General features: G+C 31.3%; 24 protein-coding genes. 12 read left to right on the top strand and 12 right to left on the bottom strand.

The window, feature by feature from the left end; translation table 11 throughout:
• Positions 1–4: 4 nt before the first annotated feature.
• Complete coding sequence (locus ACUUYC_RS11630; RefSeq protein WP_474266008.1) at positions 5–757, bottom strand: hypothetical protein; 753 nt, start codon at positions 755–757, stop codon at positions 5–7.
• Positions 758–1,029: 272 nt separating this feature from the next.
• Between ACUUYC_RS11630 and ACUUYC_RS11625 the strand changes: the two genes are divergently transcribed.
• On the top strand, positions 1,030–1,365 hold the full coding sequence (locus ACUUYC_RS11625) for a hypothetical protein (protein ID WP_474266007.1): 336 nt from the start codon (positions 1,030–1,032) through the stop codon (positions 1,363–1,365).
• Between the two features lie 81 nt (positions 1,366–1,446).
• On the opposite strand, the gene ACUUYC_RS11620 is transcribed toward ACUUYC_RS11625, so the two are convergent.
• From ACUUYC_RS11620 to ACUUYC_RS11595, 6 genes are all read right to left on the bottom strand, one after another.
• Positions 1,447–4,167 (bottom strand): carboxypeptidase regulatory-like domain-containing protein, encoded by a 2,721-nt coding sequence (locus tag ACUUYC_RS11620; protein WP_474266006.1) that lies wholly within the window; start codon positions 4,165–4,167, stop codon positions 1,447–1,449.
• Positions 4,168–4,214: 47 nt separating this feature from the next.
• A complete protein-coding gene (locus tag ACUUYC_RS11615) occupies positions 4,215–5,102 on the bottom strand; it encodes a GLPGLI family protein (RefSeq protein ID WP_474266005.1) in 888 nt (295 codons plus the stop codon).
• 150 nt (positions 5,103–5,252) lie between these two features.
• Positions 5,253–6,437, bottom strand: coding sequence for a retropepsin-like aspartic protease (locus tag ACUUYC_RS11610; RefSeq protein WP_474266004.1), 1,185 nt, complete (start codon positions 6,435–6,437; stop codon positions 5,253–5,255).
• 11 nt (positions 6,438–6,448) lie between these two features.
• Complete coding sequence (locus ACUUYC_RS11605; RefSeq protein WP_474266003.1) at positions 6,449–7,294, bottom strand: GLPGLI family protein; 846 nt, start codon at positions 7,292–7,294, stop codon at positions 6,449–6,451.
• Between the two features lie 157 nt (positions 7,295–7,451).
• A complete protein-coding gene (locus tag ACUUYC_RS11600; protein WP_474266002.1) occupies positions 7,452–8,195 on the bottom strand; it encodes a TlpA family protein disulfide reductase in 744 nt (247 codons plus the stop codon).
• A 110-nt stretch (positions 8,196–8,305) separates the two neighbouring features.
• Complete coding sequence (locus tag ACUUYC_RS11595; RefSeq protein WP_474266000.1) at positions 8,306–8,950, bottom strand: bacteriocin fulvocin C-related protein; 645 nt, start codon at positions 8,948–8,950, stop codon at positions 8,306–8,308.
• Between the two features lie 198 nt (positions 8,951–9,148).
• On the opposite strand from ACUUYC_RS11595, the gene ACUUYC_RS11590 reads away from it, so the two are divergent.
• Together ACUUYC_RS11590 and ACUUYC_RS11585 are read left to right on the top strand one after the other, a co-directional pair.
• The gene (locus ACUUYC_RS11590; protein WP_474265999.1) at positions 9,149–10,648 is read left to right on the top strand and encodes a sensor histidine kinase; all 1,500 of its coding nucleotides are present in this window, start codon (positions 9,149–9,151) and stop codon (positions 10,646–10,648) included.
• Positions 10,649–10,781: 133 nt separating this feature from the next.
• Complete coding sequence (locus tag ACUUYC_RS11585; RefSeq protein WP_474265998.1) at positions 10,782–11,465, top strand: response regulator transcription factor; 684 nt, start codon at positions 10,782–10,784, stop codon at positions 11,463–11,465.
• Between the two features lie 115 nt (positions 11,466–11,580).
• On the opposite strand, the gene ACUUYC_RS11580 is transcribed toward ACUUYC_RS11585, so the two are convergent.
• The gene (locus ACUUYC_RS11580) at positions 11,581–11,793 is read right to left on the bottom strand and encodes an immunity 17 family protein (protein WP_474265997.1); all 213 of its coding nucleotides are present in this window, start codon (positions 11,791–11,793) and stop codon (positions 11,581–11,583) included.
• Between the two features lie 143 nt (positions 11,794–11,936).
• Here ACUUYC_RS11580 and ACUUYC_RS11575 point away from each other — a divergent pair, with 143 nt between their 5' ends.
• A complete protein-coding gene (locus tag ACUUYC_RS11575) occupies positions 11,937–12,689 on the top strand; it encodes a hypothetical protein (protein WP_474265996.1) in 753 nt (250 codons plus the stop codon).
• A 77-nt stretch (positions 12,690–12,766) separates the two neighbouring features.
• Positions 12,767–13,381 carry a deoxynucleoside kinase gene (locus ACUUYC_RS11570; protein WP_474265995.1) on the top strand — a complete coding sequence of 205 codons (615 nt, stop codon included), beginning with the start codon at positions 12,767–12,769 and terminating at the stop codon, positions 13,379–13,381.
• Positions 13,382–13,454: 73 nt separating this feature from the next.
• Here the strand turns inward: ACUUYC_RS11570 and ACUUYC_RS11565 are convergent, their stop codons facing one another.
• Positions 13,455–13,703, bottom strand: a complete 249-nt coding sequence (locus tag ACUUYC_RS11565; RefSeq protein WP_474265994.1) for a hypothetical protein — start codon at positions 13,701–13,703, stop codon at positions 13,455–13,457.
• A gap of 218 nt (positions 13,704–13,921) precedes the next feature.
• Here ACUUYC_RS11565 and ACUUYC_RS11560 point away from each other — a divergent pair, with 218 nt between their 5' ends.
• Together ACUUYC_RS11560 and ACUUYC_RS11555 are read left to right on the top strand one after the other, a co-directional pair.
• Complete coding sequence (locus ACUUYC_RS11560; protein WP_474265993.1) at positions 13,922–16,435, top strand: M48 family metalloprotease; 2,514 nt, start codon at positions 13,922–13,924, stop codon at positions 16,433–16,435.
• A gap of 12 nt (positions 16,436–16,447) precedes the next feature.
• Positions 16,448–16,933, top strand: a complete 486-nt coding sequence (locus tag ACUUYC_RS11555) for an SAM-dependent methyltransferase (protein ID WP_474265991.1) — start codon at positions 16,448–16,450, stop codon at positions 16,931–16,933.
• Positions 16,934–16,995: 62 nt separating this feature from the next.
• Here ACUUYC_RS11555 and ACUUYC_RS11550 read toward each other — a convergent pair whose 3' ends face one another.
• The gene (locus ACUUYC_RS11550) at positions 16,996–19,284 is read right to left on the bottom strand and encodes a sodium-translocating pyrophosphatase (protein ID WP_474265990.1); all 2,289 of its coding nucleotides are present in this window, start codon (positions 19,282–19,284) and stop codon (positions 16,996–16,998) included.
• A 119-nt stretch (positions 19,285–19,403) separates the two neighbouring features.
• Entirely contained in the window at positions 19,404–19,931 is a 528-nt protein-coding gene (locus ACUUYC_RS11545) for an inorganic diphosphatase (RefSeq protein ID WP_474265989.1), read from the bottom strand.
• 289 nt (positions 19,932–20,220) lie between these two features.
• Between ACUUYC_RS11545 and ACUUYC_RS11540 the strand changes: the two genes are divergently transcribed.
• From ACUUYC_RS11540 to ACUUYC_RS11530, 3 genes are all read left to right on the top strand, one after another.
• Complete coding sequence (locus ACUUYC_RS11540) at positions 20,221–21,861, top strand: tetratricopeptide repeat protein (RefSeq protein ID WP_474265988.1); 1,641 nt, start codon at positions 20,221–20,223, stop codon at positions 21,859–21,861.
• Between the two features lie 104 nt (positions 21,862–21,965).
• Positions 21,966–22,223 carry a hypothetical protein gene (locus ACUUYC_RS11535; protein WP_474265987.1) on the top strand — a complete coding sequence of 86 codons (258 nt, stop codon included), beginning with the start codon at positions 21,966–21,968 and terminating at the stop codon, positions 22,221–22,223.
• Positions 22,224–22,344: 121 nt separating this feature from the next.
• The gene (locus tag ACUUYC_RS11530; protein WP_474265986.1) at positions 22,345–22,488 is read left to right on the top strand and encodes a hypothetical protein; all 144 of its coding nucleotides are present in this window, start codon (positions 22,345–22,347) and stop codon (positions 22,486–22,488) included.
• Between the two features lie 90 nt (positions 22,489–22,578).
• Here the strand turns inward: ACUUYC_RS11530 and ACUUYC_RS11525 are convergent, their stop codons facing one another.
• The gene (locus tag ACUUYC_RS11525; protein WP_474265985.1) at positions 22,579–22,830 is read right to left on the bottom strand and encodes a hypothetical protein; all 252 of its coding nucleotides are present in this window, start codon (positions 22,828–22,830) and stop codon (positions 22,579–22,581) included.
• Positions 22,831–23,056: 226 nt separating this feature from the next.
• Here ACUUYC_RS11525 and ACUUYC_RS11520 point away from each other — a divergent pair, with 226 nt between their 5' ends.
• Positions 23,057–24,802 (top strand): helix-turn-helix domain-containing protein, encoded by a 1,746-nt coding sequence (locus ACUUYC_RS11520; protein WP_474265984.1) that lies wholly within the window; start codon positions 23,057–23,059, stop codon positions 24,800–24,802.
• Between the two features lie 104 nt (positions 24,803–24,906).
• Complete coding sequence (locus tag ACUUYC_RS11515; RefSeq protein ID WP_474265983.1) at positions 24,907–25,173, top strand: hypothetical protein; 267 nt, start codon at positions 24,907–24,909, stop codon at positions 25,171–25,173.
• Positions 25,174–25,436: the final 263 nt, after the last annotated feature.

Genomic DNA, 25,436 nt, shown 5'->3' with positions numbered 1-25,436 from the left:
ACATTTAACACGTTGGCGGACATGGGCTTGTATATTCAATAAACACTTCTTTTCCTCCTGTAAATTCAACTATTCCTTTAAGTCCTAATGTTTCTTCTTTTTTGTTGCGTTTTTCATATTTGAATCCAAGTACTGGTGTGAATGAGATGACTTCTTTGCTTGAAAATTTATTCATATCGATTCCAGAATATAAGGTAATTTCATTAATCCCTATCAGTTTCTGTATGACGTTTTTTATCATAGCGTCATTCACTTTATAACTCAAAACACGTTCTGTAGCTTCTACAATACGTTTTCCTACTTTTTTCTTAGCACGTGCTGTAAATAAATCATCGATTAAATGAACATCAATCTCATTCCAATTTTTACAAACCATATCTTTAAATACTCCTGGAACTTCTTCATACGGGTCAGCATTTTCTTTTGAATCATCAATAGTCTCAATAGGATCTAATCTAAAATAATGTTTATTTTTAAGTACATCCGTTACTTTTAAGATTGGAAAAAAGGTTTGTTTTTTCTTGTTTGCTTTTTTTAATCCTAAATAAATTTCAAGAGTGTCAATTCCATCCTTTATTTTTTCAAACTCTTTCACCTCATCAGCACTCATTTGAAAATCACTAGTTCTTGTATACTGGTTTCCATTAGTTGTTATTTTATGAAAATGATGCGATAATTGCAACATATCTTCTCGTTCCCAACGTCTTATATACTTTAAAAATGCTTTTTCGGTTATTTTGTTTTTTTGTTTTTTCATGTGTGAAATTTTATATGATTAATATAATTGGTAGTGTTTTCTTCTTTAATTATGATATAAAACTAGCTAAAAAACCCTGTGTTTACTAGCTATAATATTATAAATACGTAAAAACCACAGCAAATCACGGGAAACTACGGAAGCGTATTTTCAGTACTTACAGTCTATTATTTTTTCTGTGTTATGATGAATTTTGAAACATCAAACAATCAAAACTAGGCGAAGCCGAAAACCTTATTATAGAGTAGGCAAATCTTTAAAACTATTACATTATGGGAAATGAAGAAAAAACTTCAAGACGTCAAATGGCTGAAAAAAGTTATTCTTGGCAATTAGTAACATTCGAAAAACAAAGCAAATTATGGTTAGAATGGAGAACAGATGCGCCTTTTAGAGCACAGAAAGATAAAATTGAGGTATACAAAGGGAAATGGCCAAACAACCCAGATTCGGAAGCAAAAGCTTGGACTTGGGCAGAATCAAATAGTCCAATTGGCGGTTGGAATTCAGGCATCGATTATGGATCTGATTGGTATTGCGCGCGTATTGCACAATCAGCACCAGATGGACCTTATGTATATATGGAGCAAATTATTACTAAAGGATAAAACTAATTTCTTTTAAAAAATTTACAACAATAAAAGCCTTTCCATAGTGGAAAGGCTTTCTTTATAGCTACTCAATAAATTTTATAAATTATACTTCACACTTAAAATTAGGTATCGCGGTTGTATGAAATATTCACTCGTACTAGTTGAAAAATTACTAGAATTGTCTTGATTCAATGATTTTGTATTCAACAAGTTGGTTCCACTAATCGTATATTCCCAACTACTATCTTTTTTCTGATATGCTAAATCTGCTTTTAAGAAACTGTAATTGTTTATGGTACGTTCTTCACTTTTGTAATTGAAATACGAATAGTCTGCTGTAAAGACGAAACTTTTTAAGAAATATGCATCTACATTTACAAACGGACTATTGGTTGTAAATGTGTTTGTAATATTTCCTTGATCGTATTTATTAATGGTCAAATTATACCCTATCTCAATATTTGGCGCATCTCTAAAGTTGGTGCTTAAACGCGTTTGATATCCTTGTGTAAACGATTCATTCACATTTCTAGTTCCATTAATTTCTTGTGTAAATTTTGACAATGACAAGTTTCCACCAACAGAAGCTTTTAGTTTCCCAAATGTGCGTTCAAATCGTCCATTCGCTGTAAACGTTTCATCTGCAAAATTAGAGTTAAAAGGAGACGAAACACTGTTTGTACTTAATACATCTGGATCACCTGGATTTGCTCCTGGAATCGTTAAGAATTGAGAGCGATTTCTAATTGGATCCACACGTTTGTTATAGTTTAGGAATGCAAATATGTTTGTGTAATTGAACATATTAAAACTAAAGTAACTTAAATTCAAGTTGTGTGACAATGCATTTTCTAAAGTTCTGTTTCCTCTAAATAATGAATTGTAATTGTTAAACACTAATCCTTCTGCCAAATTATTTACATCTGTAAAATCGGTTTGCATCTGATATCTAAAGTTGATATTTTCAGAGTTTTTTAATTGTAAACGAATGTCTAAATCTGGCAAGAATCGTGTGAAGTTATCTTTAAATTCTGAACCAAACTGAATATTCTTCAAACCATAAGCATGTGCTGTAATTCCTGGCGTGAATGTGAATTTTCCAGCTTTAATTTTATAATGTAAACCTACATATGTATCGCTGAAGTTATATTTTACATCATTCGTAACCTCTTCTAATGAGTTTGTAAGTGGAGACACACTTCCATTGTCCAAAATTTGAAAGATTTCAGAATCAAAATTTTGTGTACTTAGTGTCGTTCCCGCTGTAATGTTGATATTACTTTTATTATTTAATACATACCAATAATCTACGCGTGCGTCTAGCTTGTTTGTTTTCACACGTCTATCTTGTCCAATATTCAAGCCTGATTGTGTTGTATTTAAACCTAATAAATCTGTAAAACGAAATTGTTCACTTTGCGCTAATTTGGCATTATAAAAAGGATCTTCATCCTGTAATAAATGTTGCGCTTCAAAAGCGAATATATTTTTTTCGTTTGCTGTATAATAGTAATTAAGGTTTTGATTAATACTGTACGGATTTTGTGTTTGATTTTCATCTATATCACCTAACAAAGATGAGAAGAAATCTGTACGTTCACCTTGATTGGAAACTTTTCCAAAAGCATCGTAATCTAACTGATTGTTTGAATTTGGTTTATACTTTGTACTCAACTTAAACAATCCTAAATCACTTTTTTGACGTGTGTTTGTGACTGTATTTTCGTCAGGAATATTTTCATCTAAATAATCATTGACACTGTTTTCGCTGATTTCCGTTCGAGAACCAGAATAGATTGCAAAACCACTAATATCCCATGTTTTCTTTACTTCATAACTAAAGTTTGCTGCGCCAAATTTGGAATCAATTGCTTGTGCTCTATTGTTTCGTAATGTTAAGAATCCGATATCACTTGAAGCTACATTAAAATTCGTTCCCGTGTTACGAGATACATTTCTAAATCCACCTGAAAAGTTAAAGAAGTCTCTTCGTGTAAACGGAATTGAACCTATATTATTAAAATCAGTAATAATGTTTACGCTATATTTTGGACTGTAATAGAATAACCTTGGATTCGCAACATATCGTTCTTCTGGACCAACTCCGGCAGTTACTTCTCCAAACCAGAAATTTTTCTTTCCTTCTTTTAGTTTGATATTAATTGCCACATTATCCTGATCGTTTCCAAGTCCACGCATTTGAGAAACATCATTGTGATTTTTCAGTACTTCTACTTTATCAATAGCGTCCGCTGGAATGTTTTTCGTGGCTAGTTTACTATCTCCATCAAAAAACTCTTTTCCTTCCACCATTACTTTTGAAACGGTTTTTCCCTCAACTTTTATTTCTCCTTCATCATTAACCTCAACACCTGGTAATTTTTTCAAAACATCACCCAATTTTTTTTCTGAGCCATTTTTAAAGGAATCTGCATTGTAGACAATTGTATCTCCTTTGATTGTTACAGGCATTTCATAGGTCAATTCAACTGCATCCAAACTCTTATCAGTCTTCATTACAAAGTCTTTTTTGAGATCAACTTCTGTCGTTGTCAAAGAGTCATTAATCGTAGCAAATCCTATGTAACTTACTTTGATAGCGTAGTTTGTATTTTTCTTTAATGAGAGGCGAAAACGTCCTTCATGATTAGTAATTCCGTACGAATCTAGTGCATTTGTTTTCTTATTTAGCGCAATTACATTTGCCAATTCTAATGGTTTTCCAAGTGTATCTTTTACAACACCTTCAAATGTAATTTGGGCATAAGTTATCTGTGCCATGCCTAAGCATAGCAACATAAGTACTATTTTTTTCATTGATTTTGTTTTCTCTGATTAGTTAGAGATTTGGTTTGGATTTGGTTTTATCCTCTTCCTCCTCTTCTACCGCCACGTCCGCGTCCGCGATACATGTCTTGCATTTCTTGCATTTTCTTTTTCACAATATCATTGTATTCTGTACGTGTAACTTCTTTTCCTTTTGTTGGTTCCTCAATCGGATCTTTTTCATCAGGATTCATTACAATTTTAGAACATAGAATTGTTGTTTTGTATGCGTTTATTTCTAAGATTAAGCCTGGTAATCCCCAATATTCTCCAGGACCTTGATTTACGGGAATATCTAATGTATACCAAGCAGTTACTAATATTTCTTTAGGCACTTCAACTTGACTCATTGGATCATTTGTTGCTTTTATAGAATCTTGCTTTTTCTGTTCAGCAGTTTTGTCTTTATTATCATTGTTACGTCTTCTACGCATGCTTCTAAAATCAAACTCATCAACTTTCTTTAAGGCAGTTGCTTTGAAACATAGATACTTTCCAATTTGCTTAGTTTCTCCTTCCATTTTCCATTCGAGCTTTGGCAAACTATCTTTGATTAAGAATTCTTTTCCAAAGAACTCTTTAGATTCCATCATGACACCATCTTTAACGCTTTTGTATTGTTTTCCAGGAGAAAAACTTCCCATCATCATACGTCCAAAACCTCTTCCTCCACCTTGTCCTGGCGCTTCAATTTTTTCTTCTTCTTTGTATGTTGATGCTGACTGACTAAAGTCTAAAATGTAGACTTTTTCTAAGAAACCTTTCATTCGGTCAGCGATTCGTTTTTTCTGTTCTTCAGACATTTGTCTTCCGCCCCAGTTCGTATCCATCGTCGTTTTTGACTGATAGTATGCTTTTCCTTGAAAACCTTGAGCAAACATACCTGTTGTACATATAAGTAAGCTCCAAATTAAAATACGTTTCATTCTTGTTAGGTGTTTATTTTTTTAACTCTTTTGATAATTAGTATGTAACTTAGTGAAAAGTTACACTTTTAACATCATTTAGACCTAACTTTTCCGTTTGAGTTTAATTAAGTTCTGTTAAAATTGTCTTAATTTTTAACTAAATTCAATTTAGATGAGACGTTTTAGTGTGATGATAATCGTTTTAGCACTTCCGTTTTTGTCTTTTAAAATGAGCTCAACTTTTTTGTTTTTTTGTTTTAAAAGTTTTCGATACAATTTTATATCTGATAGTTTCTTACCATCAATAGATACTACTTCATCGCCTTCACGGATTCCTTTTGTAAAGGCTTCAGAATCTTTAACTACATTTGAAATCTGAATTTTTTCAGCTTCTTTTTCTATGGAAATTCCACTTAATGGAAATTCAAATTCATTTGTATATGTTTTATTGGGTTTTAAATAAATCTTCTTGTTTTTGTAGTCTAATATTGAATTGAATCGATTAATAATTTTCACACCTAAAATTCCAGCATATGCTTCAGAAGCCATCACACCTGATTTACTGTTTGATAAGTCTATTGGCATTTCTCCAAATTCAAAATCAGCAAGTTTTAAGCTGGCTATTTTCCCTATTTTAAACGTTGATGAAGTTGTTAAACTTTCTGCTTTGTTTTCAATCGTTTTTCCAATAGTACTTTCAATTTTTTGCTCTTTTACAAAAGGTGTATTTAGTAGAAATGTCATGTTTGCACCAGAATCAAAAAGAAATTCTCCATTAAACTTTTGATTATTTTCAAGTGTAAATTCGAGTTTAACTTGAGGTATATTTGCAAAATCTAATGATGCAGGTAATGCTTTATATTCATTCACATTTTCAATATCATCTACACTTTTGTAAAGTTCAATTTGACTTTCATCAAAGTTGAGTCGTGTAACAAATTTTTGCATAATATCTGCTCCAACTATTCCATCAATTTTTTGATCTCCTCTTTTAGACAATCGCGATAAATCTACCAAAACCATATGTGTATTAGCAAGTGTAATATCCTGAATGTGTAATGTTTGCGACAAAGCAACATTATATACTTCTGTTCCTGCTGCGCCTCCTGCTTCTTGCTGATAATTAGCCTCTACTCCTAATTGCTTAGCAACAGTTTCATCTAACACAATTGTTGATGCGCCAGTATCAAACACAAAGTTTAATGGTTCTGAATGATCATTTACCGTTACTTTAATAAACATCAAATTATCATTTTCAAAAGGAATTGTTGCAACTTGTGCCTGTATTGTAGAAATACTCACAAATACACAAAGAAGCATATATAAGCTGTATTTTCTTAAGTATAATTTCATAGTTTAATGTTTTATCCGCCAATTTTAATTGTCATAGTCTCTTCACCTCTTCCGTTACCTCTATAACGTTCCATCATTTCTTTTGACTTTTTCTTCATGATTGCCTCAAATTTTTCTTGGTTTACCTTTTTACCCTTTGTTGGCTCTTTTATGGTTACTTTATTTTTAGGGTTTAATACAATTTTACTACAAATAATTGTCTCCGAACCGTCATTTACTTCTAATATTAAACCTGGTAATCCTCCATACATTCTTGGACCTGAATTTACCGGAATTTCCATCGTATACCAAGCAGTTAGCGTTACTTCCTCTTTGGTTATTTTTGGCTCTTCATCAGTATCATTAAATGAAATGGATTCCATTTTCTCCATTTCAATAGTTCGCGTTGCCTTAAAACATTGATATTGTCCGATAAATTTTGTCTCCGTACCCATTTTCCATTCCTTATTTTTTAGTGAATCTTTTATTAGAAAAACTTTTCCGAAAATGTCTTCTTGATTAGTGTACCGTTTTTCCTTTATATTTTTATATAATATGTTCGATTCACTACTTCCCATAACCATAACTTGCATGCCACCGCTACTCGGTTGTGGCGCAGCTAATTTCCCTACTTCTTTATAGATTGACTCTGAAGAATTGAAGGTAAGTTTGTATTCTTTTTGAAACTGCTTTTGCAACATTTCATTTAGCTTCTTTTTCATATCATCATCGATTCCTTGATGTTCTTTATCGTCCATTTTGAAATCCATTTTGCGACTTGTTTTGTATGTCGCTTCACCTTGAAACTCTTGTGCATTTACTAGTGTACTGACCAAGATGAAGACAAATACAATAATTGATTGTGCGTAATTTTTCATATGTATTAGCTATTTTTTAGTTTTTTGATGTTACAAATATGAGCGAGAAAAGATTTTTATTTGGTTAACGAACGTTAACGAGTGTTAAGCAAGAAAAAAAGAGGCTATTTAAAAAAATTAAACAGCCTCCTTTTAGAGTCAACTATATGTTGATATTTTATTCAAGTATATTTTTGATGACATTTCGAGTGTTTGTCAATACAATTTTACGATCCGTTTCCATATCGCCCAAATAGCGAATCGTGTCATTTTTGACAATGAGTAAATGCGGAAAACCATTGATTCCCAAACTATCTCGAATCATTTCAAATTTTTCTGCAAATACCGTTTCGTAATCATAATTGAGTTCTTTAATAATGCCCAATGTTTTTTCACGAGTATCGCGTTTTAACGGAACATTTGCACTATAAAATTTTATCTTGGAATTTCCTTCAAATTCTTGCTTTAGCTTTTCATATATTGGAAACTCTTCAAAACAAACACCACATGTTGTTGACCACAGATCGACAACAGTTACTTCCGTATCAAAGTTTATTTGCTCTTGATTTAATGAATAAAAAGCTATGCTTGGAAGTTTTTTATTTTGAAATGCATCTGTGTTTCTGTAATAATGAATTAAATTTGGTCTCGCAGCATAACTTATAAAGAAAATAAATACTATAAAGTAGATAATCATTAATTTCTTCTTCTGGGTCCAGCTTCCTAAAAGTACACTTACTGGTATCATTATTATATACAAAATTGTCCCAGCTGTAGTTGCTAATCTTTCAGAAAAAATAAATACTAATACTATATTTAAGGTCATTAGAAAGAATAAACTAATATCGCGCGCTATAGATTGCTCTTTTCTTGCCATCCAAAAAGCTACGAAAAAAAATGTCAAACAAATTGCTGGAAACATTTTTGTATTATTTCCATTGAAAATCACACCAAAAAAAAGATAAATACATATTCCTAATAAGGAATTTAAAAAATATCTAAGGTATTTTTTTCTCGTTTCTTTTTTCATAATTATCCTAACTCTGGACTGCATAAACCAATACACTTGTCATTCCACCACCAACCACAATCAGTTTGTGTTATCTCACAAGTATCTTTTCTTTTATCACATGGACCATCTAAACAACCAAATCCCCAATCGCAGTCACATTTTGGTGTTCCTGGGTCAAATGCATCTTCTGTGGCGTTCGTATTTTGTATAATGATTCCGTTTCTATCAATATTTTCTAAATACCCAAATGCACTTACTACAAAACGTTGCGACCAATTGAACTTTTGCATTCCTTCATCGCGTAAGCTGTTTAAATAGTATTTTTCTTTTTGTGTTATGGAAGTTGAAAAGTCGCTTTTATTGACAAAATCTTCAAATTTATTTAGTAAAGCACGTTCGTCTTCACTCAAATCTAAGGAATTTATTTGTCCGAATTTATCTTTCCATATTTCTTTTTTTCTGTCAGGGGATAATAACCTATACATGGCTCGTTGTTGTTCGTCTGAATAGGTGATAATTTCTGCGCGATCCATTTGTTGAATCGCCTTTAGGTTTTCTTTCACAAAAGCATCTACACTTTCGTCGCAACTATAACAAGTTTCTTCTTGCGTACATCCTATCAAAATAAATTGTAATACACATACACACAACAATAATTTTCTCATAAATTGTCTCATTTTAAAGGTTAAAAATTAAAAAACAAACTAAGATATATTATTTTTTAATATAATTTACTTACAATTATGTTTATTTTTTCCGTCATTAGATCGTCATTTTACAAAAGTTATTTTTTGTTAACGAGTGTTAAGCGATTGTTTTTTATCCTAAAGAACTTCTTACATTTGGAATGTAAATAGATACAAATGAAGCAACAACGCGCTAATTGGATTTTATATTTCATTATTACAACCATTGCAATTACGGTTGCGGTGCAAGTGTATTGGAATTATAAAAACTATCAGGTAAATAAACAACAGTTCATCAATCAGGTTCAGATAAGTTTGGATAATGCAGTAGAAGCGTATTATGCTGATATTGTTAAGAAAGATAAAGTGATGTTTGTATCTATGGACGCTTCCAATTTGGGTAATTTACCAACATTTGATAAGTTTAGAAGCATGGATATAGATTCTATCCTGAATAGATCCAATCATCTAAATTATAATAATGGTGATACAATTATTGTTGAAGCTCATGTACCAGAAGGTATGCCATATCCACACGAAACTATTGACTCTATTCTCCTCGCCGCAGAATCAACAATTCACGCAAAATTTTCAAAATTTAGTAATAACTTAAAAAAATATAAAGATAGCGTTCGCTTATTCAATGAAGTTTCGTCTTTGTATATTTCTATTTCAGAAGATTCTCTTAGCTTTAAAAAATTACAATCATTTTTAGATGTAGAGTTTGACAGAAAGCAAATTACGCTTCCGTATCAATTAAAACGTTTTAATAATAAAGAACTTATTGACGAGTTAAAAGTAGATTCACTTCCAACAACATTTTTAAAAACCTATGCAAAATCTGCGTATTTACCACCTAATGAGAAACTAGAATTACAATATGCTAATATTTCAAAAGCTGTTCTAAAAGAAAGTTCGATGGGAATTTTACTCTCTACATTACTTACACTTGCTATTATTAGTTCCTTATTGTATTTATTGAATGTAATTAATAAACAGAAGCAATTAGCAGAGATTAAAAACGACTTGATTAGTAATATTACACATGAGTTTAAAACACCAATTACAACCATTTCTACAGCTTTGGAAGCTATTCAACATTTTGATGCATTGAAAGATCCTGAAAAAGCTCAGAAATACTTGTCAATTTCTGACAAGCAATTGAAAAAGTTGCATATCATGGTTGAGAAATTATTAGAGACTGCTACGTTAGATAGTGAAAATCTGTTGTTAAAGAAAGAGTCTTTAAATGTGGTTGATTTTGTAAAAAAAATCGCTGATAAACAACAAACTCTAGATTCCGAAAAAGAAATTGTTTTTAGAAGTAACACAGAAGAATTATTATTAGCATTAGATCCTTTTCATTTTGAAAATGCGATTACAAACTTAATTGACAATGCTATAAAATATGGTGGAAATGCTATTGAAGTAAATATTGCTAAAGTACTAGAAACTGTTGAAATTACAGTTATTGATAATGGCAACACAATTGACAAATCGCAACGAGAAAAGATTTTTGATAAATTTTACAGAATTCCAAAAGGAAACACACACGACGTGAAAGGGTTTGGAATTGGCTTATATTACACCAAAAAAATTATAGAAAAACATAACGGAACGATTCAATTGATTCCTGATGCAAAACATACAATTTTTAAAATAACACTGCACGTATGAAACGAACATTAATAAAATTTAAAAATACATTCACAAAAGTGAATATTTAAAATTTTTAATGTGAGAGCGCAGCAGTTGCACACGTTCTCAATTTTATAAATAATTTACTATATAATCACTAAAATTTAAACGTGTGAAAAAAAATAAGATAAAATTATTATTGGCAGAAGATGAACCTGCTTTGGGACAAATTGTAAAAGAAAGTTTAGAATCGCGTGATTTTGAAGTGTTTTTATGCGAAAATGGTGTAGCAGCATATGAAACATATCAAAAAGAAAGTCCCGAAATATTAGTGTTAGATGTGATGATGCCAAAAAAAGATGGCTTTACATTGGCACAAGAAATTCGTCAAGAAAATCCGACTATTCCTATTATTTTCTTAACGGCAAAATCGCAAGTAAAAGATGTCGTAGAAGGTTTTCAACATGGTGGAAATGATTATTTGAAAAAACCATTTAGCATGGAAGAATTGATTGTTCGTATTCATGCATTGTTAGATCGAATTCATATAAAACAAGATCATTCACAAATTCCTATTGGAGATTACACATTCAATCACACTAAGCAACAATTGACTCATAATGAATCTATTGCACAGTTAACACATCGTGAGTCTGAATTACTTTTTCATTTGACTGAAAAAAGAAATGAAGTATTGGATAGAACTTTTATTTTGAATAAACTTTGGGGAGATGATGATTTTTTCAATGCCCGAAGTATGGATGTTTTTATCACTAAACTTCGTAAAAAGTTGAAAAATGATACTTCCATTCAAATTGTGAATGTACGCGGTTTTGGGTATAAGTTAATTTGTTGAGAATAATATTGAGTCGTGAGAGCTGAGAATTCAGATAATTTTTCTGAGTTCGTAAAGCTGAACTCAATTCAACTTCACATAATCATGAGCAATTATTCATAGAAAATTACAACCATTAAGTCGTATACATTTTGTAGGCAAAAAAGAATAGCAAAAGCCCAATTAATGCATAAAAAATACGTGAACCATTCCGACCAAAGACACTAACTATAAATTTTGCTTTTCTATTAGTAAAGAAAAAATCCCAGTTAAAAATACTTGCTAAAATTGTAAAAGCACCAACAGCAATTGCGAATATAATTCCAATCAATTCTTTATTATCTTCCATAATATTGTTTCGTTACAGTTAAAAAATGATTTCATTTCTTGCTCTAATTTATTAAATAATAAACAATTAAATTTCTTTGGCGCATTTTTTGTAATTTGCCAATCATGAAATATGTGATTCTTTGTCTTTTCTTGTGTTGTTCGATGTGTATATTCGGACAGAAAACGATTTCTGCTACGTTACAACAGCAAGATAGTTTGGCGGTTGATCATTTTGAAGGAATGGACAATTTTGGCGCTTCGTACGTGATTCAGGATAATATTCTGATGAAGAAGAAAGATTCAAAAGAATGGCAATATAATAATCTGCAATTAGGCGAAATTACATCTGTGGATATTCTAAATCCGTTGAAAATTACATTGTTTTATGCAGATTTCAATACTGTTATCATTTTAGATAATACCTTAAATGAAATCAAACGAATTGATTTTAATGTCATTGGCGAATTCAAAAATCTGGCTGCAGCCACAACAGCAACCGATAGAAATTTATGGGTTTTTGATACAAACACGCAACAATTGGAAGTGTTTAATTATGTCCAAGAGAAAACGCCGATCCAAAATTTACCAATTCCAGAAAAATTTATTACACAAAAAAGCAACTACAATTATTGTAGAATTCTTACAGAGACTACTTTGTATACATATAATATTTACGGAAGTTTATTGACGCAACAAGAAGTGACAGGCGTTACAGACTTTTCTATGACAAATACAGAAGTAATCTTCTTGAAAGAAAAAAAATTATATTACACCTTTGAAGAAGACGTTTATCTTATAAATTTGCCTTCTGACAGAATTGACATAAAACAGTTTTCGCTTCACAATGATATCTTGTATATTTACGACGAAATTGTATTGTATCAGTTTCAACTCAAAAAACCAACAAAAGAATAAATAGAACGAATCTTTTTAAAATCGATTGTAAAATCCAACAGTCTGATTTTAAAGCAAACACCTAATTACACAATCACATGCACGTTGCAATTGCAGGAAATATTGGCGCTGGTAAAACTACTTTGACAAAACTATTAGCAAAACATTACAAATGGGAACCTCATTTTGAAGATGTTGTAGATAATCCATATTTGGATGATTTTTATACGCAAATGGAGCGTTGGAGTTTTAATCTTCAAATTTATTTCTTAAACAGTCGTTTTCGACAAGTTTTACAAATTCGCGAAAGCGGAAAAAAGATCATTCAAGATCGTACTATTTATGAAGATGCACACATTTTTGCACCAAACCTTCATGCGATGGGATTAATGACAAATCGCGATTATGAAAATTATCAATCGCTTTTTGAATTAATGCAAAAATTAGTGGACGCACCAGATTTATTAATTTATCTACGTGCAGATATTTCTACACTAGTTGCACAAATCCATAAACGTGGACGCGATTATGAGAATTCAATTAGTATTGAATATTTAAGTAGATTGAACGAGCGTTATGAAGCTTGGATTACAAAATATACTAAAGGAAAGCTATTAATTATTGATGTTGACAATTTAGATTTTGTAGATAATCCAGAAGATTTAGGAAGCGTTATCAACAAAATTGATGCAGAAATACACGGATTGTTTTAAACAACAATTTATATATAAAATACAAAAGCCATTCTTGATAGAATGGCTTTTTTTATATGTACTATACAACATTTTAACAACCTGTATGACACGTTCTACAGTGTAAAGGATCAGAAAGTACATGTGCTGCCGTTCTACAATTTCCGCATGTAATTCCACTTTGGTTAGTGTTATTTGCTCCGCCGCTTCCGCCGCTTCCATTTCCATCACAACTAGAATCGTCTGTTTCTAAAGGTGGATAATAACCTCCACGAATATTTGATAGATTAGAAACATCTGTTTTCCCTAATGACAATTTTGTGATTAATTTCTTTTTTTTCATGATATAAAATTTTAATGGTTAAATATTAAATATATACAGTTGTGCTTCTAAACACAATAAGTAGTAGCGCTGTTTTATGAATTGAAGGTATAACCCACAATCTTACATTGCTGATAATGAACACCTAACAATATATGTTAGATGTGTTTACATGAAAAAACATACGTTCTGCAGAAAATTGTTTAATTTTCTATTCTTAAAAGTCATTTTACATACCTATGCTCAACTTTTTTAAAGGATCAAAAGATAAAAACAAGAAAACTATTGCCAAGCTCTATATTCGTAATGATTTTTCAATAGAAGATTTAAAATCGCCTTTGACAACTTTTTTTGAAACTTCAACGATTACAGATGCCGCATTCAAACAAGTTCATAATGGTTTTACAGTTGATTATTCAAGAGAAAACAATGAAAAGAAAGGCGTAATTACCGCTTCTCGCTTACAGTTATTACAAAACGAATCTATTGTATATATAGTTGCCGAAACCTTAGAAATTAATCCTTCAACCTATGAAGAACGTAAAGAAGCAGCTGATTTTGAATTGCAAACTCAAGCCTTTTTTATACAACTACAAGAATTTCTTTTAGCTCAACAAAATGATGATTTGTATGCACTTTACAATTCAGAAGCAATTTCGTTTGTTCCAGCACTTGATTTAACAACAAAGAATTTTATATTTCATCAGTTACAACCATCGGAATATGTATTGAGTGTTTTAGGCATTAGTGAATTGACGCCAAAAGATAAAAATATTACCTATCCAAAAGATTCAATTTGGTATGTTGTCATCACTTCCGTGCGAACGCTTATTGTTGGAAAATCACCTGATAACGAAATGCTTGTCATTGACATTTCTAGCGAAAGCTTTACCGTTGAAGATAAAACAGGAAAAGATAAGGTAACAACTGATTCATTGACGTTTTACACAGAATTCATGAATGATACATTATATCATGAATTGTTACCAGTTGTTGAAAATAACGGAAATCGCATTGGAGTTTTTGGAGATATTTTAATTAAAAAATACCATAAAAAAGATACACATTTAGCATTGGCTTCACGTTTATTTCAATTGCAAAGTACGACTTCTGATTTGTTAGGAAATGAATTGAAAAGTGATTTAATTCTTCATTTAAAACGATTAAAAGTTACAGAAGAAGAACAAGAAGCTATTGCAACAGTTTTTTCAACACACATACAAGCGCATGATAGTTTTGGCGAAAATTTAATTGCTATTGTAAACGATTGGCAACTTTCATATGAAGAGCAAAAGCAGTTATTAAAGTTATTACAACCATTTCAAAAAAAGGAGACTGCTACGCACACAATTAAATTTCATAATCATTTTCATCAATTATTTAGTGCGAAAGAAAAAAAGGCAGAAGTCATATTTGAGTTTAATCTGAATTATGCCAAACATTTAAACAATTCAGAACGATTTTTAGAAGCAATTTCCTTATACAGAACGATTTACGAAACACTTCCTGATGATAGCATTACTGATTTATTACCTAAAAATACCACCAATTTATTGGAAGGCGAAGGTGGACAACAGTTAAAAATTACCATTCTTGAAGCAATTTTATCGATTCAAAAACAGCTTGAAGAAGATAGTTCTGAAACGGTGCATAAACTTGCCGAATTACAACCGTTGAAACAATCGCGTATTGAAGCTTTAACACATCATGAAGTACATCAGCGTAAAGCAAAAGTGATACAAGATGTTTTACAAGCAAAAGTATTGACAACAGCAACTATTGAACATTCAAATCAATATGAACGTCTGGAAAAAGCAACAGTTTTAAAGGAAGTTGTGCCAAGTTGTTTTAAAAATGCAACAGGTTTTTTTGACTCTTTAAATAATTTTATTGCAGCATTGAATCCTCCAGATTATGAATCTGTAATTTCTTTTTCAGATCGATTAAATACACACAATTATCCTGAAATTACGGAACGTATTACCGCAATTTGTTATGCGTTGCAAATGAACGTTCCTGAATGTTATATTGGACGTGGTACGTATGCAGCTTCTGTGATTGGTGTGGAAGGAAAACCATCATTCCTAATGATAGGTGTTGACTTTTTAGAACCTGAAAACATACGCTATTTAGAAGTAAATGCATTAACTTTTTTAATTGCTATTGAATTGGCACACATGTACTTTGAACATTCAAAAATCACCTCAACAGATGTTTGGCGTGGCGCAACTGACAAAGGGTTTACGCTGGTAAGTATGTTATTAACGGTTTTGCCATTTGTTGGAAATATTGGTAAAATCTTTGGAAACATTGCAAGTGTGGAAAAATATGCTAAGATTATAAATCGTGTAGAACAAGTTGCGAATGTTGCAGAAAAAGGACAAGGAATTGTAGAAGTTAGCGAGAAATTTAATTTGAATCCTTTTAGCAAAGACAAATCGCAAGAAAATGATTCTCAAAATTTGTTGATTACTTCCAGATTAATGGAAATTGTCGCAGATAAAGTTGCTTTATTATTTTGTGACGATTTAAAAGCCGCTGTAAAAGGTTTATTGGCTGGTATGCCTGATTTTGAACAAGATTATCATATCATTTCTCAATATGGCGTAGAAGCTTTCCTAGCGAGAACTGATGAACAAGGAGAATTTGTACATCAAGAATTAATTATTCGTTTAAAAAGTATGTGCGCATTCTACTTATCGGACACTTTTGAAGATTTAAAAAAACAATTACATTCCCCTATAAACCCCTAAAACTGGATATATTTGAAAACTTCCCTTATTGAACTAGCAGAACCTTATGAGTTAACACCTGATAAAGTTCTTCAAGAAAAATTACGCCTTTTAGATTTAAAAGATGGCGAAACACTTATTGATTTAGGTTGTGGCGACGCACGAAGTTTGATTGCTGCTGCAAAGTACGCTAGTGTTAAATGTATTGGTTATGAATTATTTTCAAAAGCCATTGAATCTGCTACTGAAAATATTCAGAAAGAAAACATGTCGAATCAAATTGAGATTATAGAAGAAGATTTCTTAAACGCTGATTTATCCAATGCCAATGCTTTAATTTTATACTTGACACGATTTTCTCTCGGTCAACTCTCCTTAAAGTTAGAAAATGAATTACCTGTCGGCGCTAGAATTGTTACGCATGATTTCAATATTCCTGCATGGGAAGCGGAAAAAGTGATCAAAATAAGATCAACAAACTCAATTCCGTTTACTTTATTTTTATATAGAAAAAAGTAATTTTATAAAACAAAAAAGCCGCAATCGTATTGATTGCGGCTTTCTTTATATAATAAGATTACTTATATATTTTCTTCTTCTAAAGTAACTGCGTTGATTGCTACATTTGTTTTTGTAGTGTCTTCAACATTTACTTGAATTACATTTTTGTTTACTTCTTCTGCAGTTGCAGTATCATCACCATGTCCACCTAAAATTGGCGCAATTACCAATCCAATTAAACATGTAAGTTTAATTAAGATATTCATTGATGGTCCAGAAGTATCTTTAAAAGGATCTCCAACTGTATCACCAGTTACGGCAGCTTTGTGTGCGTCAGAACCTTTGTATGTCATTTCTCCGTTGATTTCAACACCAGCTTCAAATGATTTTTTAGCGTTATCCCATGCTCCACCAGCATTGTTTTGGAAGATTGCCCAAAGTACACCACTTACGGTAACTCCTGCCATATATCCACCTAACATTTCAGCGATTGCTAAGTTATCCATTCCAAAAATCATTGGAATAAATGCAATAGCTAATGGAAATCCGATTGTTAATAATCCTGGTAACATCATTTCTTTTAACGATGCCTTTGTAGAGATTGCTACACATTTGTCATATTCTGGTTTTCCAGTTCCTTCCATAATTCCTGGAATTTCTTTAAACTGACGACGAACTTCGTATACCATTTCCATAGCTGCTTTTCCTACTGCATTCATTGCTAATGCAGAGAATACTACTGGAATCATTCCTCCAACAAATAACATTGCTAATACTGGTGCTTTGAAAATGTTGATACCTTCAATTCCTGTGAATGTTACGTATGCTGCAAATAATGCTAATGATGTTAATGCTGCAGAAGCAATAGCAAATCCTTTTCCTGTTGCTGCTGTTGTATTTCCTACTGAATCTAAGATATCTGTACGTTCACGTACAATTGGATCTTGTTCACTCATTTCTGCAATTCCTCCTGCGTTATCTGCGATAGGTCCGAAAGCATCAATTGCTAACTGCATTGCTGTAGTTGCCATCATTGCAGAAGCGGCTAATGCTACTCCGTAGAATCCTGCTAATGCATACGATGACCAAATAGCACCTGCAAATAATAATACTGATGGGAATGTAGAAATCATTCCTGTTGCTAAACCTGCAATAATGTTTGTTCCAGCTCCAGTACTTGATTTTTGTACAATTTCTAAGATTGGTTTTTTACCTAATCCTGTATAATATTCTGTTACTGCAGAAATAACTCCTCCAACAAATAAACCTACTAACGTAGCATAAAATACACGCATTGCAGATATTTCTACTTTTCCTTCTCCGAAGAATTCCATCGTCATTGTTTCTGGAAGCATCCATGTACATAATCCGAAACAAGCAGCTGCTACTAGTGCAATTGATGTCCAGTTTCCTATGTTTAATGCGCCCATAACTTGCTTTTCTTTCGCTTCGTTACTTTTTATTTTTACAAGCATTGTTCCGATTACAGAAATAATAATTCCTGCTCCTGCAATTGCCATTGGTAATAATACTGGCCCAATTCCGCCGAAAGCATCTGTAATACTTCCGCCCATATCTTTTATGATATAGTTTCCTAATACCATTGCTGCTAATACAGTTGCTACGTATGAACCAAATAAATCAGCTCCCATTCCTGCAACATCTCCAACATTATCTCCTACGTTATCTGCAATTGTAGCTGGATTACGAGGATCATCTTCTGGAATTCCTGCTTCTACTTTTCCTACTAAATCTGCTCCTACATCTGCTGCTTTTGTATAGATTCCTCCACCAACACGTGCAAATAATGCGATTGATTCAGCTCCAAGAGAGAATCCTGCTAATGTTTCTAATACAATTGTCATATCGCCTGTAGACGTCCAAACACCACCCATAAAGTATTGGTAGAATATGATAAAGAATGCTGTTAACCCTAATACTGCTAAACCTGCAACTCCAAGTCCCATTACTGTTCCTCCACCAAAAGATACTTTTAGTGCATTTGGTAAACTAGTACGTGCTGCTTGTGTTGTTCTTACATTTGTTTTGGTTGCTATTTTCATTCCGACATTTCCTGCATATGCAGAAAACACAGCTCCAAATATAAATGCAATTACAATTAGCCAGTGCGTTGTGTCAACTACAATAGAGACTACAAATAATGCAATACTTACAATTACTACGAATATTGCTAATAAGCGATATTCCGCGTTTAAGAATGCCAAGGCTCCTTCATATATATGATCTGAGATCTCCTTCATTTTACCGTCTCCGGCATCTTGTTTCATTACCCAAGATTTTTTGATAAGCATATAGATTAAGCCTAGTGCTGCTGCAACTATTGGCATATAAATCATCATTGATTCCATATTTTTTTTATTTGGTTTATTATTTTAGCGGCGTAAATGTAACAAAATCAAGTAGAATAAAAAACCTTCTAAATCGATTTAGAAGGTTTTTTATAAACATTTGCAAGGCTTTATTTCCTTTATATTGTGAAGTCACCGTTTGTTTTATGCTCACTTGTTTCGTAACGTTCGATACATTTGTCTACAATTTCGTAGGCTTCATCAGCATTTCCCCAACCACCAACATCAACTTTTTTCTTTTCTAAGTCTTTGTATACTTGGAAAAAATGTGTGATTTCTTTGATTCTATGTGGATTTAAATCTTCAAGGTCATTGTAGTTATTCCAGATTGGATCACTTACAGGAACACATACTATTTTTTCATCAGGTCCTTTTTCATCTGCCATATGGAAAACTCCAATCGGTTTTACTTCCATGACACACATTGGAAATGTTGGCTCTGCTCCTAATACTAATACATCTAACGGATCTCCGTCTAATGCTAAGGTTTCTGGGATAAATCCGTAATCACCAGGATACATCATTGATGAAAATAACATTCTATCGAATCGAATTTTCTTTAAATCGAAATCATATTCATATTTATTTCTACTTCCTTTTGGAATCTCTATCAGCGCGTCAAACGTTCTTTTCTCTTTTGCTGTCATATCTTCTTTTCTTAATTCGTTTTTCTAAAATCGGGTGCAAATTTACATAAAACGTTCAGACTGACCAATCAACAAGCATTAATATTTTGTTAGATTTGCATGATTTTTGTTGTAACAATAATTTATTTCCTACCACATATATTTATAATCGCTTAATTTAGTAACAAACACTTATATATCTCATAGTCAATTTATGCGCATTTTTTCATCCTCCACAATTTTATCAAAATTCCTTTTTTGCTTTTTCTTAGTATGTTCATCTTTTAGTTTCGCACAAGAAAAAGATTCGTTGGATCAGTATTCTTTTCAAGAACTTAATTTAAAGTTTAATGATGTAATTTCCCAAGATGGGAATTTAGCAAGACTTTATATTAAAAAAATTTTAGAGATCGCTAATAAAGGTAAAGACTCCATAGAACTTATTGTTGCTTACAATAAGTTAGGAAACTTAGAAGATCAATTAGGTAATATTGAAAAAGCACTTACGCATGTAGAAAAAGCTATTTCAATTTCGAGTAAAAATCCTGCCAATAAAGGGTTAGAAATATATTCTCTTTACACAAAAGGAACAATTCTATTTAGTCGTGGTGAATATAAAAAAGCATTTGAATCTTTAACGGTTGTATATGATTTTTATAAAAAGAAGGATGTTCCTTATATGACAAACTTAATTTCTTTAAATATTGCAGTAATTAAAAATAATCTTGGAGATCATGCCACAGCTATAGAATCATTATTAAAGTGTTATAATGATTATAACAATACTCCTGAAAGCAACCGAAGTAACTTATTTTCAGAAGACTATAACATACTTGCACTTGTTGGGCTAACTGACGCATATTTGAGAGAAGCAATACGGAACCCTGCTAAAAAAGATTCTCTATTAGCGGAAGCTTCTAAGTATAATTCACTTGGGCTTGAAGAGGCAATAAAAACCAACAATATACCTAGACTTATCTCTTTTATGACAGCAAGAGGAGTTCTTTATGAAGAGGAAGGAGACTATAATAAAGCTTTAAAAGAACTAGACAATGCTTTGAACAAGCTTAAAGAATTTAAACAACCCGGCTTATTTACTTCAATATATTATCATAAAGGTCTTTGCTATAAAAAACTTAATCAACTTGACAATGCGATTGATTTTCTAAAAAAAACAGATTCAGTTTCACAAAAAAATAGTGTCAATTACCCAATTTTACAGGGCGTATACTATTCACTAATAGATATTTATAAAGACAAAAGAGATTTTGAAAATATTAGCAAATATCAAAATTTGTATATTGAAAATGATCGTATCAATCAACGCTTAGCAAGAAGCGTTAGGGAAGACATTCATAAGAAATATGATTTAGACCGTTTAATTCTAGAAATAGAAAAATTAAAGCAAAGACGACTTAACACTTTAATTATCACTGGCTTACTTGTAATATGCTTAGTGGTATTTTTTATTTTCTACAAACAACAACAACAACGAAATAAAGTAACTTTTGAAAATTTATTAAAACAAGTAGATGCTAACACAAAATCTAAAGTTACTGTTTCTAAATCATCAAAAAATGTTATCATCGATGATGAAAAAGTAGTTCAAGTTTTAAATGCTTTGGATAAGTTTGAAGAAAAAGAGTGGTTTCGAAATAAAAACTGCGATTTGGCTTTTGTTGCCAAAAAAGCAAAAACAAATAAAACCTACTTATCTAAAATAATTCACACACACAAACAATTAAAATTTATAGATTACATACGAAACTTACGAATTGATTATGCCTTAGAACGACTTAAAGATGACCCTGTTTTTCGTTCATATGATATTAAATCCATTGCAGAAGAATCGGGTTTTAAGTCTTCAGATATGTTCTCTAGAGCCTTTGTAAAAAACACGGGGATCTACCCTTCCTATTACATCAAAAACATCAATAAAATTAGTAGCTAAGAAGATATTTAAATGATCTACAATTGTCGTATTGTAGTTATGTTTTCTTTGCCTAAGCCAATTGAATTTATATTTTCGAACCAACATTTTAAAACTTTATTGCAATGAAGAAATTACAAAAATTAAATCTTAAAAAAATTAAAATCGCTAATGTTAATCATTTAAACTCTATAAGAGGAGGAGAAACAGAAACTTGTATGAGTACCGTTTGTGACACTGATTATACGTGCATTTCTAATAACCCTACTGCATGCGAATGTACTTCAGATACTATAACTGGCTATGATTGCACAATAACAATACAAACAACATTAGCTAGCAAAAAATGTAACAATATTCCAACTGGAGCCTGTAGCGGATAAATCATTCATTTTGGAAAACACTAAAAGCCCATATTTTGAAAATGTGGGCTTTTTTTTCATTTATACTATAATCAGCATGATTCTTGATATTGTATTAGTTATTAACTTAAAAACATCCATTATGAAAAAAGAGAAAAAAATTAATTTACGAAAAAGTATTATTTCTAATTTACAAACTGCAAAAATTAAAGGAGGAACCCAGAATACTCGTGCAGAAACTAATTATACATGTGATAGTATAAACGCAACTAGTGTAGGTTGTTAGTCTTTTCTTTACAAAATTATATTATCAAAAGCCTGCATCTATAAAATGCAGGCTTTTTTTATTACCCTAAAACCTAGTTACATTGCCTTTTTAGCAAATTACTTCCGAAAAAGTCATTACAGTACAACCTGCTTGGTTTGTGTTACAATCTACTGTTAATTCATTTCCTGTACCTCCACAAGTGTTTGTTGGACAATCCGTATCGTGTGTTGGACAACAAATTCCATAAGGCACACAAGAAATTGTTTCTAATTGCTTTGTACCACCTTTTACTTTTTGCAAACCACCTAAGTTTGAAATTGATTTTTTGTTTAACGAAAGACTTGTTAATTTTTTCTTCATAATAATGAGTTTTAAATGTTAATTATTGAATCAAAATTATGTGCAAAAAACTGGCTACACAACTAAAGCAATCTACTATTGAACAATTCTAGATTATAATTTTCTCTATATTATTCAGCAACAGGAAGGGTTTATTTTAAATTTAGCGGCATTAAAAATTCATTTCTTTAACAGCATAAATTCTTTAATTTATAGTATCTTGCTTTTAGCAAATTATCCCTTTTACATGTCTCCTAAATTCATAAAATATATACTGTTTGCATTTTTTTTAATTTCTCATAGTGGTTTTTCTCAAGAAAAAGACTCTTTAGCAAATTACTCGCATAAAAAGCTACGATCGTTATATCATAAGATCAAGTATGAAGATACTTCTGCTTCACACGTTTATTTAAATAAAATGCTTACAAACGCAAAAGCTGCTAACAATATTTATAATATTTCTGAGACATCTATATTGCTAGCCAAGTTTGAAAATAATATTGGGAATTATGATAAGGCAATAACATATATTGAAAGTGCCACACAACTTTCAAAATCGATTCTTAATGAAAATTTAGAAGCGCAAAGCCACTTTGTTAATGGTATTATAGATTATGATAATGGAAATTATGACAATGCCTTTAATGCCTATATTAAAGCGTTAGCATATTATAAAAAAACAGGTCATAAACTAATGATTAATAGCATTTCTCAGAATATAGCACTGATTAAAAGTGAGTTAGGCGATCAAAACGGAGCATTAGATATTTTACTACAGAATTATAATGCTTCAAAAAATGTTTCTAGAGAAATTAGAAATAAAGAATTTGGATCATTTTTTTACACTAATACTTTAATAACACTTGGTAACGTTTACGTTCGTAAAGCAAATAAAGTAGAAAACCTAGAACAAAAACACATGTTATTAGACTCAGCTTCTATATATACTGATATAGGGTTCAAGGAAACAATAAAAGAGAATGATGTTCATGGAAACATTTATTTTATAAGTGGCGAGGCTATTATTAGTTACGAAAAAGGAATGTTTGAAAAATCGATAGAAAAATTAAATGAATCTATCAAACAAATCAAAAAAGTAAATCAGCCAAGTCTACTAACATCAGCATATTATTACAAAGGTCTTAATTATAGAGAATTGAATCAAATTGATAGTACTATTGTGTATTTAAAAAAAACCGATTCGATTTCTAAAAAGAATAGTATTAATTATCCTACACTACAAGGCGTTTATTATACTTTAGCTGAGATTTACAAAGAGCGAAAAGACCCTGCTAGTATATTGAAATATCAAAACTTATATATTGAAAATGCTCGTATCAATGCACACCTTACAGAAACTGTACGACAGGACATTCATCAAAAATATGATATTGCTCCTTTAAATTCAGAGATAGAAGCGCTCACAAATACTACTAAAAAACAAAAAATACAATACACAAAAGCAATTATTATTATAGGTGTTTTACTGGCACTATTGTTTGTGTTTTTTCTATTTTACAAAAAGCAACAAAAGAAAAATAAATTAGCTTTTAAGAAATTAATGCTACAACTGGAAGATACTAGTAAAAAAGCAATTCCAAAAGAAAAAAAATCGACTAGCCTTCCGATTGATGATCAGAAAATAGCTCAAGTTTTGAAAGAGTTAGATAAGTTTGAAGAAAAGAAATTGTTCTTAGATCAAAATTGCGATTTAGCATTTGTTGCCAAAAAAGTAAAAATCAACAAAGGCTATTTATCAAAAATTATTTACGTACATAAACAACAAAAATTTATTGATTATATAAGAACGCTCCGCATTAATTATGCGCTTAAGAAATTGAAAGAAGATAAAGTATTTAGAGCTTACGATATTAAATCTATAGCTAAAGAATCCGGGTTTAAATCTTCAGATTCCTTCTCTAGAGCCTTTGTGAAAAACACAGGAATTTACCCTTCGTTTTATGTTAAGAATATAAATAAATTAGAAGATTAAAACCTTCATGAAACAATCGATAATCGACGAATTATCGGTTCTATTTTTTTGTGATAAGCGATTCAAGAATTACTTTTCATCCCTAACACTAAAATTTTATTGTAATGAAAAAAGACCAAAAACTAGATTTAAAGAAAATTAAGATTGCGAAAATAAACCATAATCTTTATGCATTAAAAGGTGGTACGATAACTGACAGTGATACAATTCCACATACGGAAGCAGAAACTTGCGCTCATTGTCCTACAGATTATAATTGCAATACAGATGAACCTGGTGGCTGTAATAATCAACAAACTGGTACTCAGAAAACACGTGCTCAACAAACTGACTCAATCATAACTTGTGGTATTGACCCTATTAGCGGATAATTCATACTAATAGTATCATCATAAAATGAAAAAGAGGTCGTCTAAAAAGTATTTTTTAGGCGATTTTCTTTTTTGTCTTATTTGGTTTTTGTTTAACTTTCTTATCAATATCTTTGCCTTTTAAAGTATCATTTATTTTATCGATAGTTGCTGCTACTGTATCGGCATCAATGACTTAAAAGTCTGGTGTATTAGGAATTAACTGTTCCTGCTTATATACTTTTTCTACATAAGACCATAATTGCTTAAGTTGCTTTTTGATA

The sequence above is a fragment of the Kordia sp. E genome, assembly GCF_056033805.1.
The sequence above is the reverse complement of the archived record's forward strand: the minus strand, read 5'-3'. Positions and strand labels throughout refer to the sequence as shown.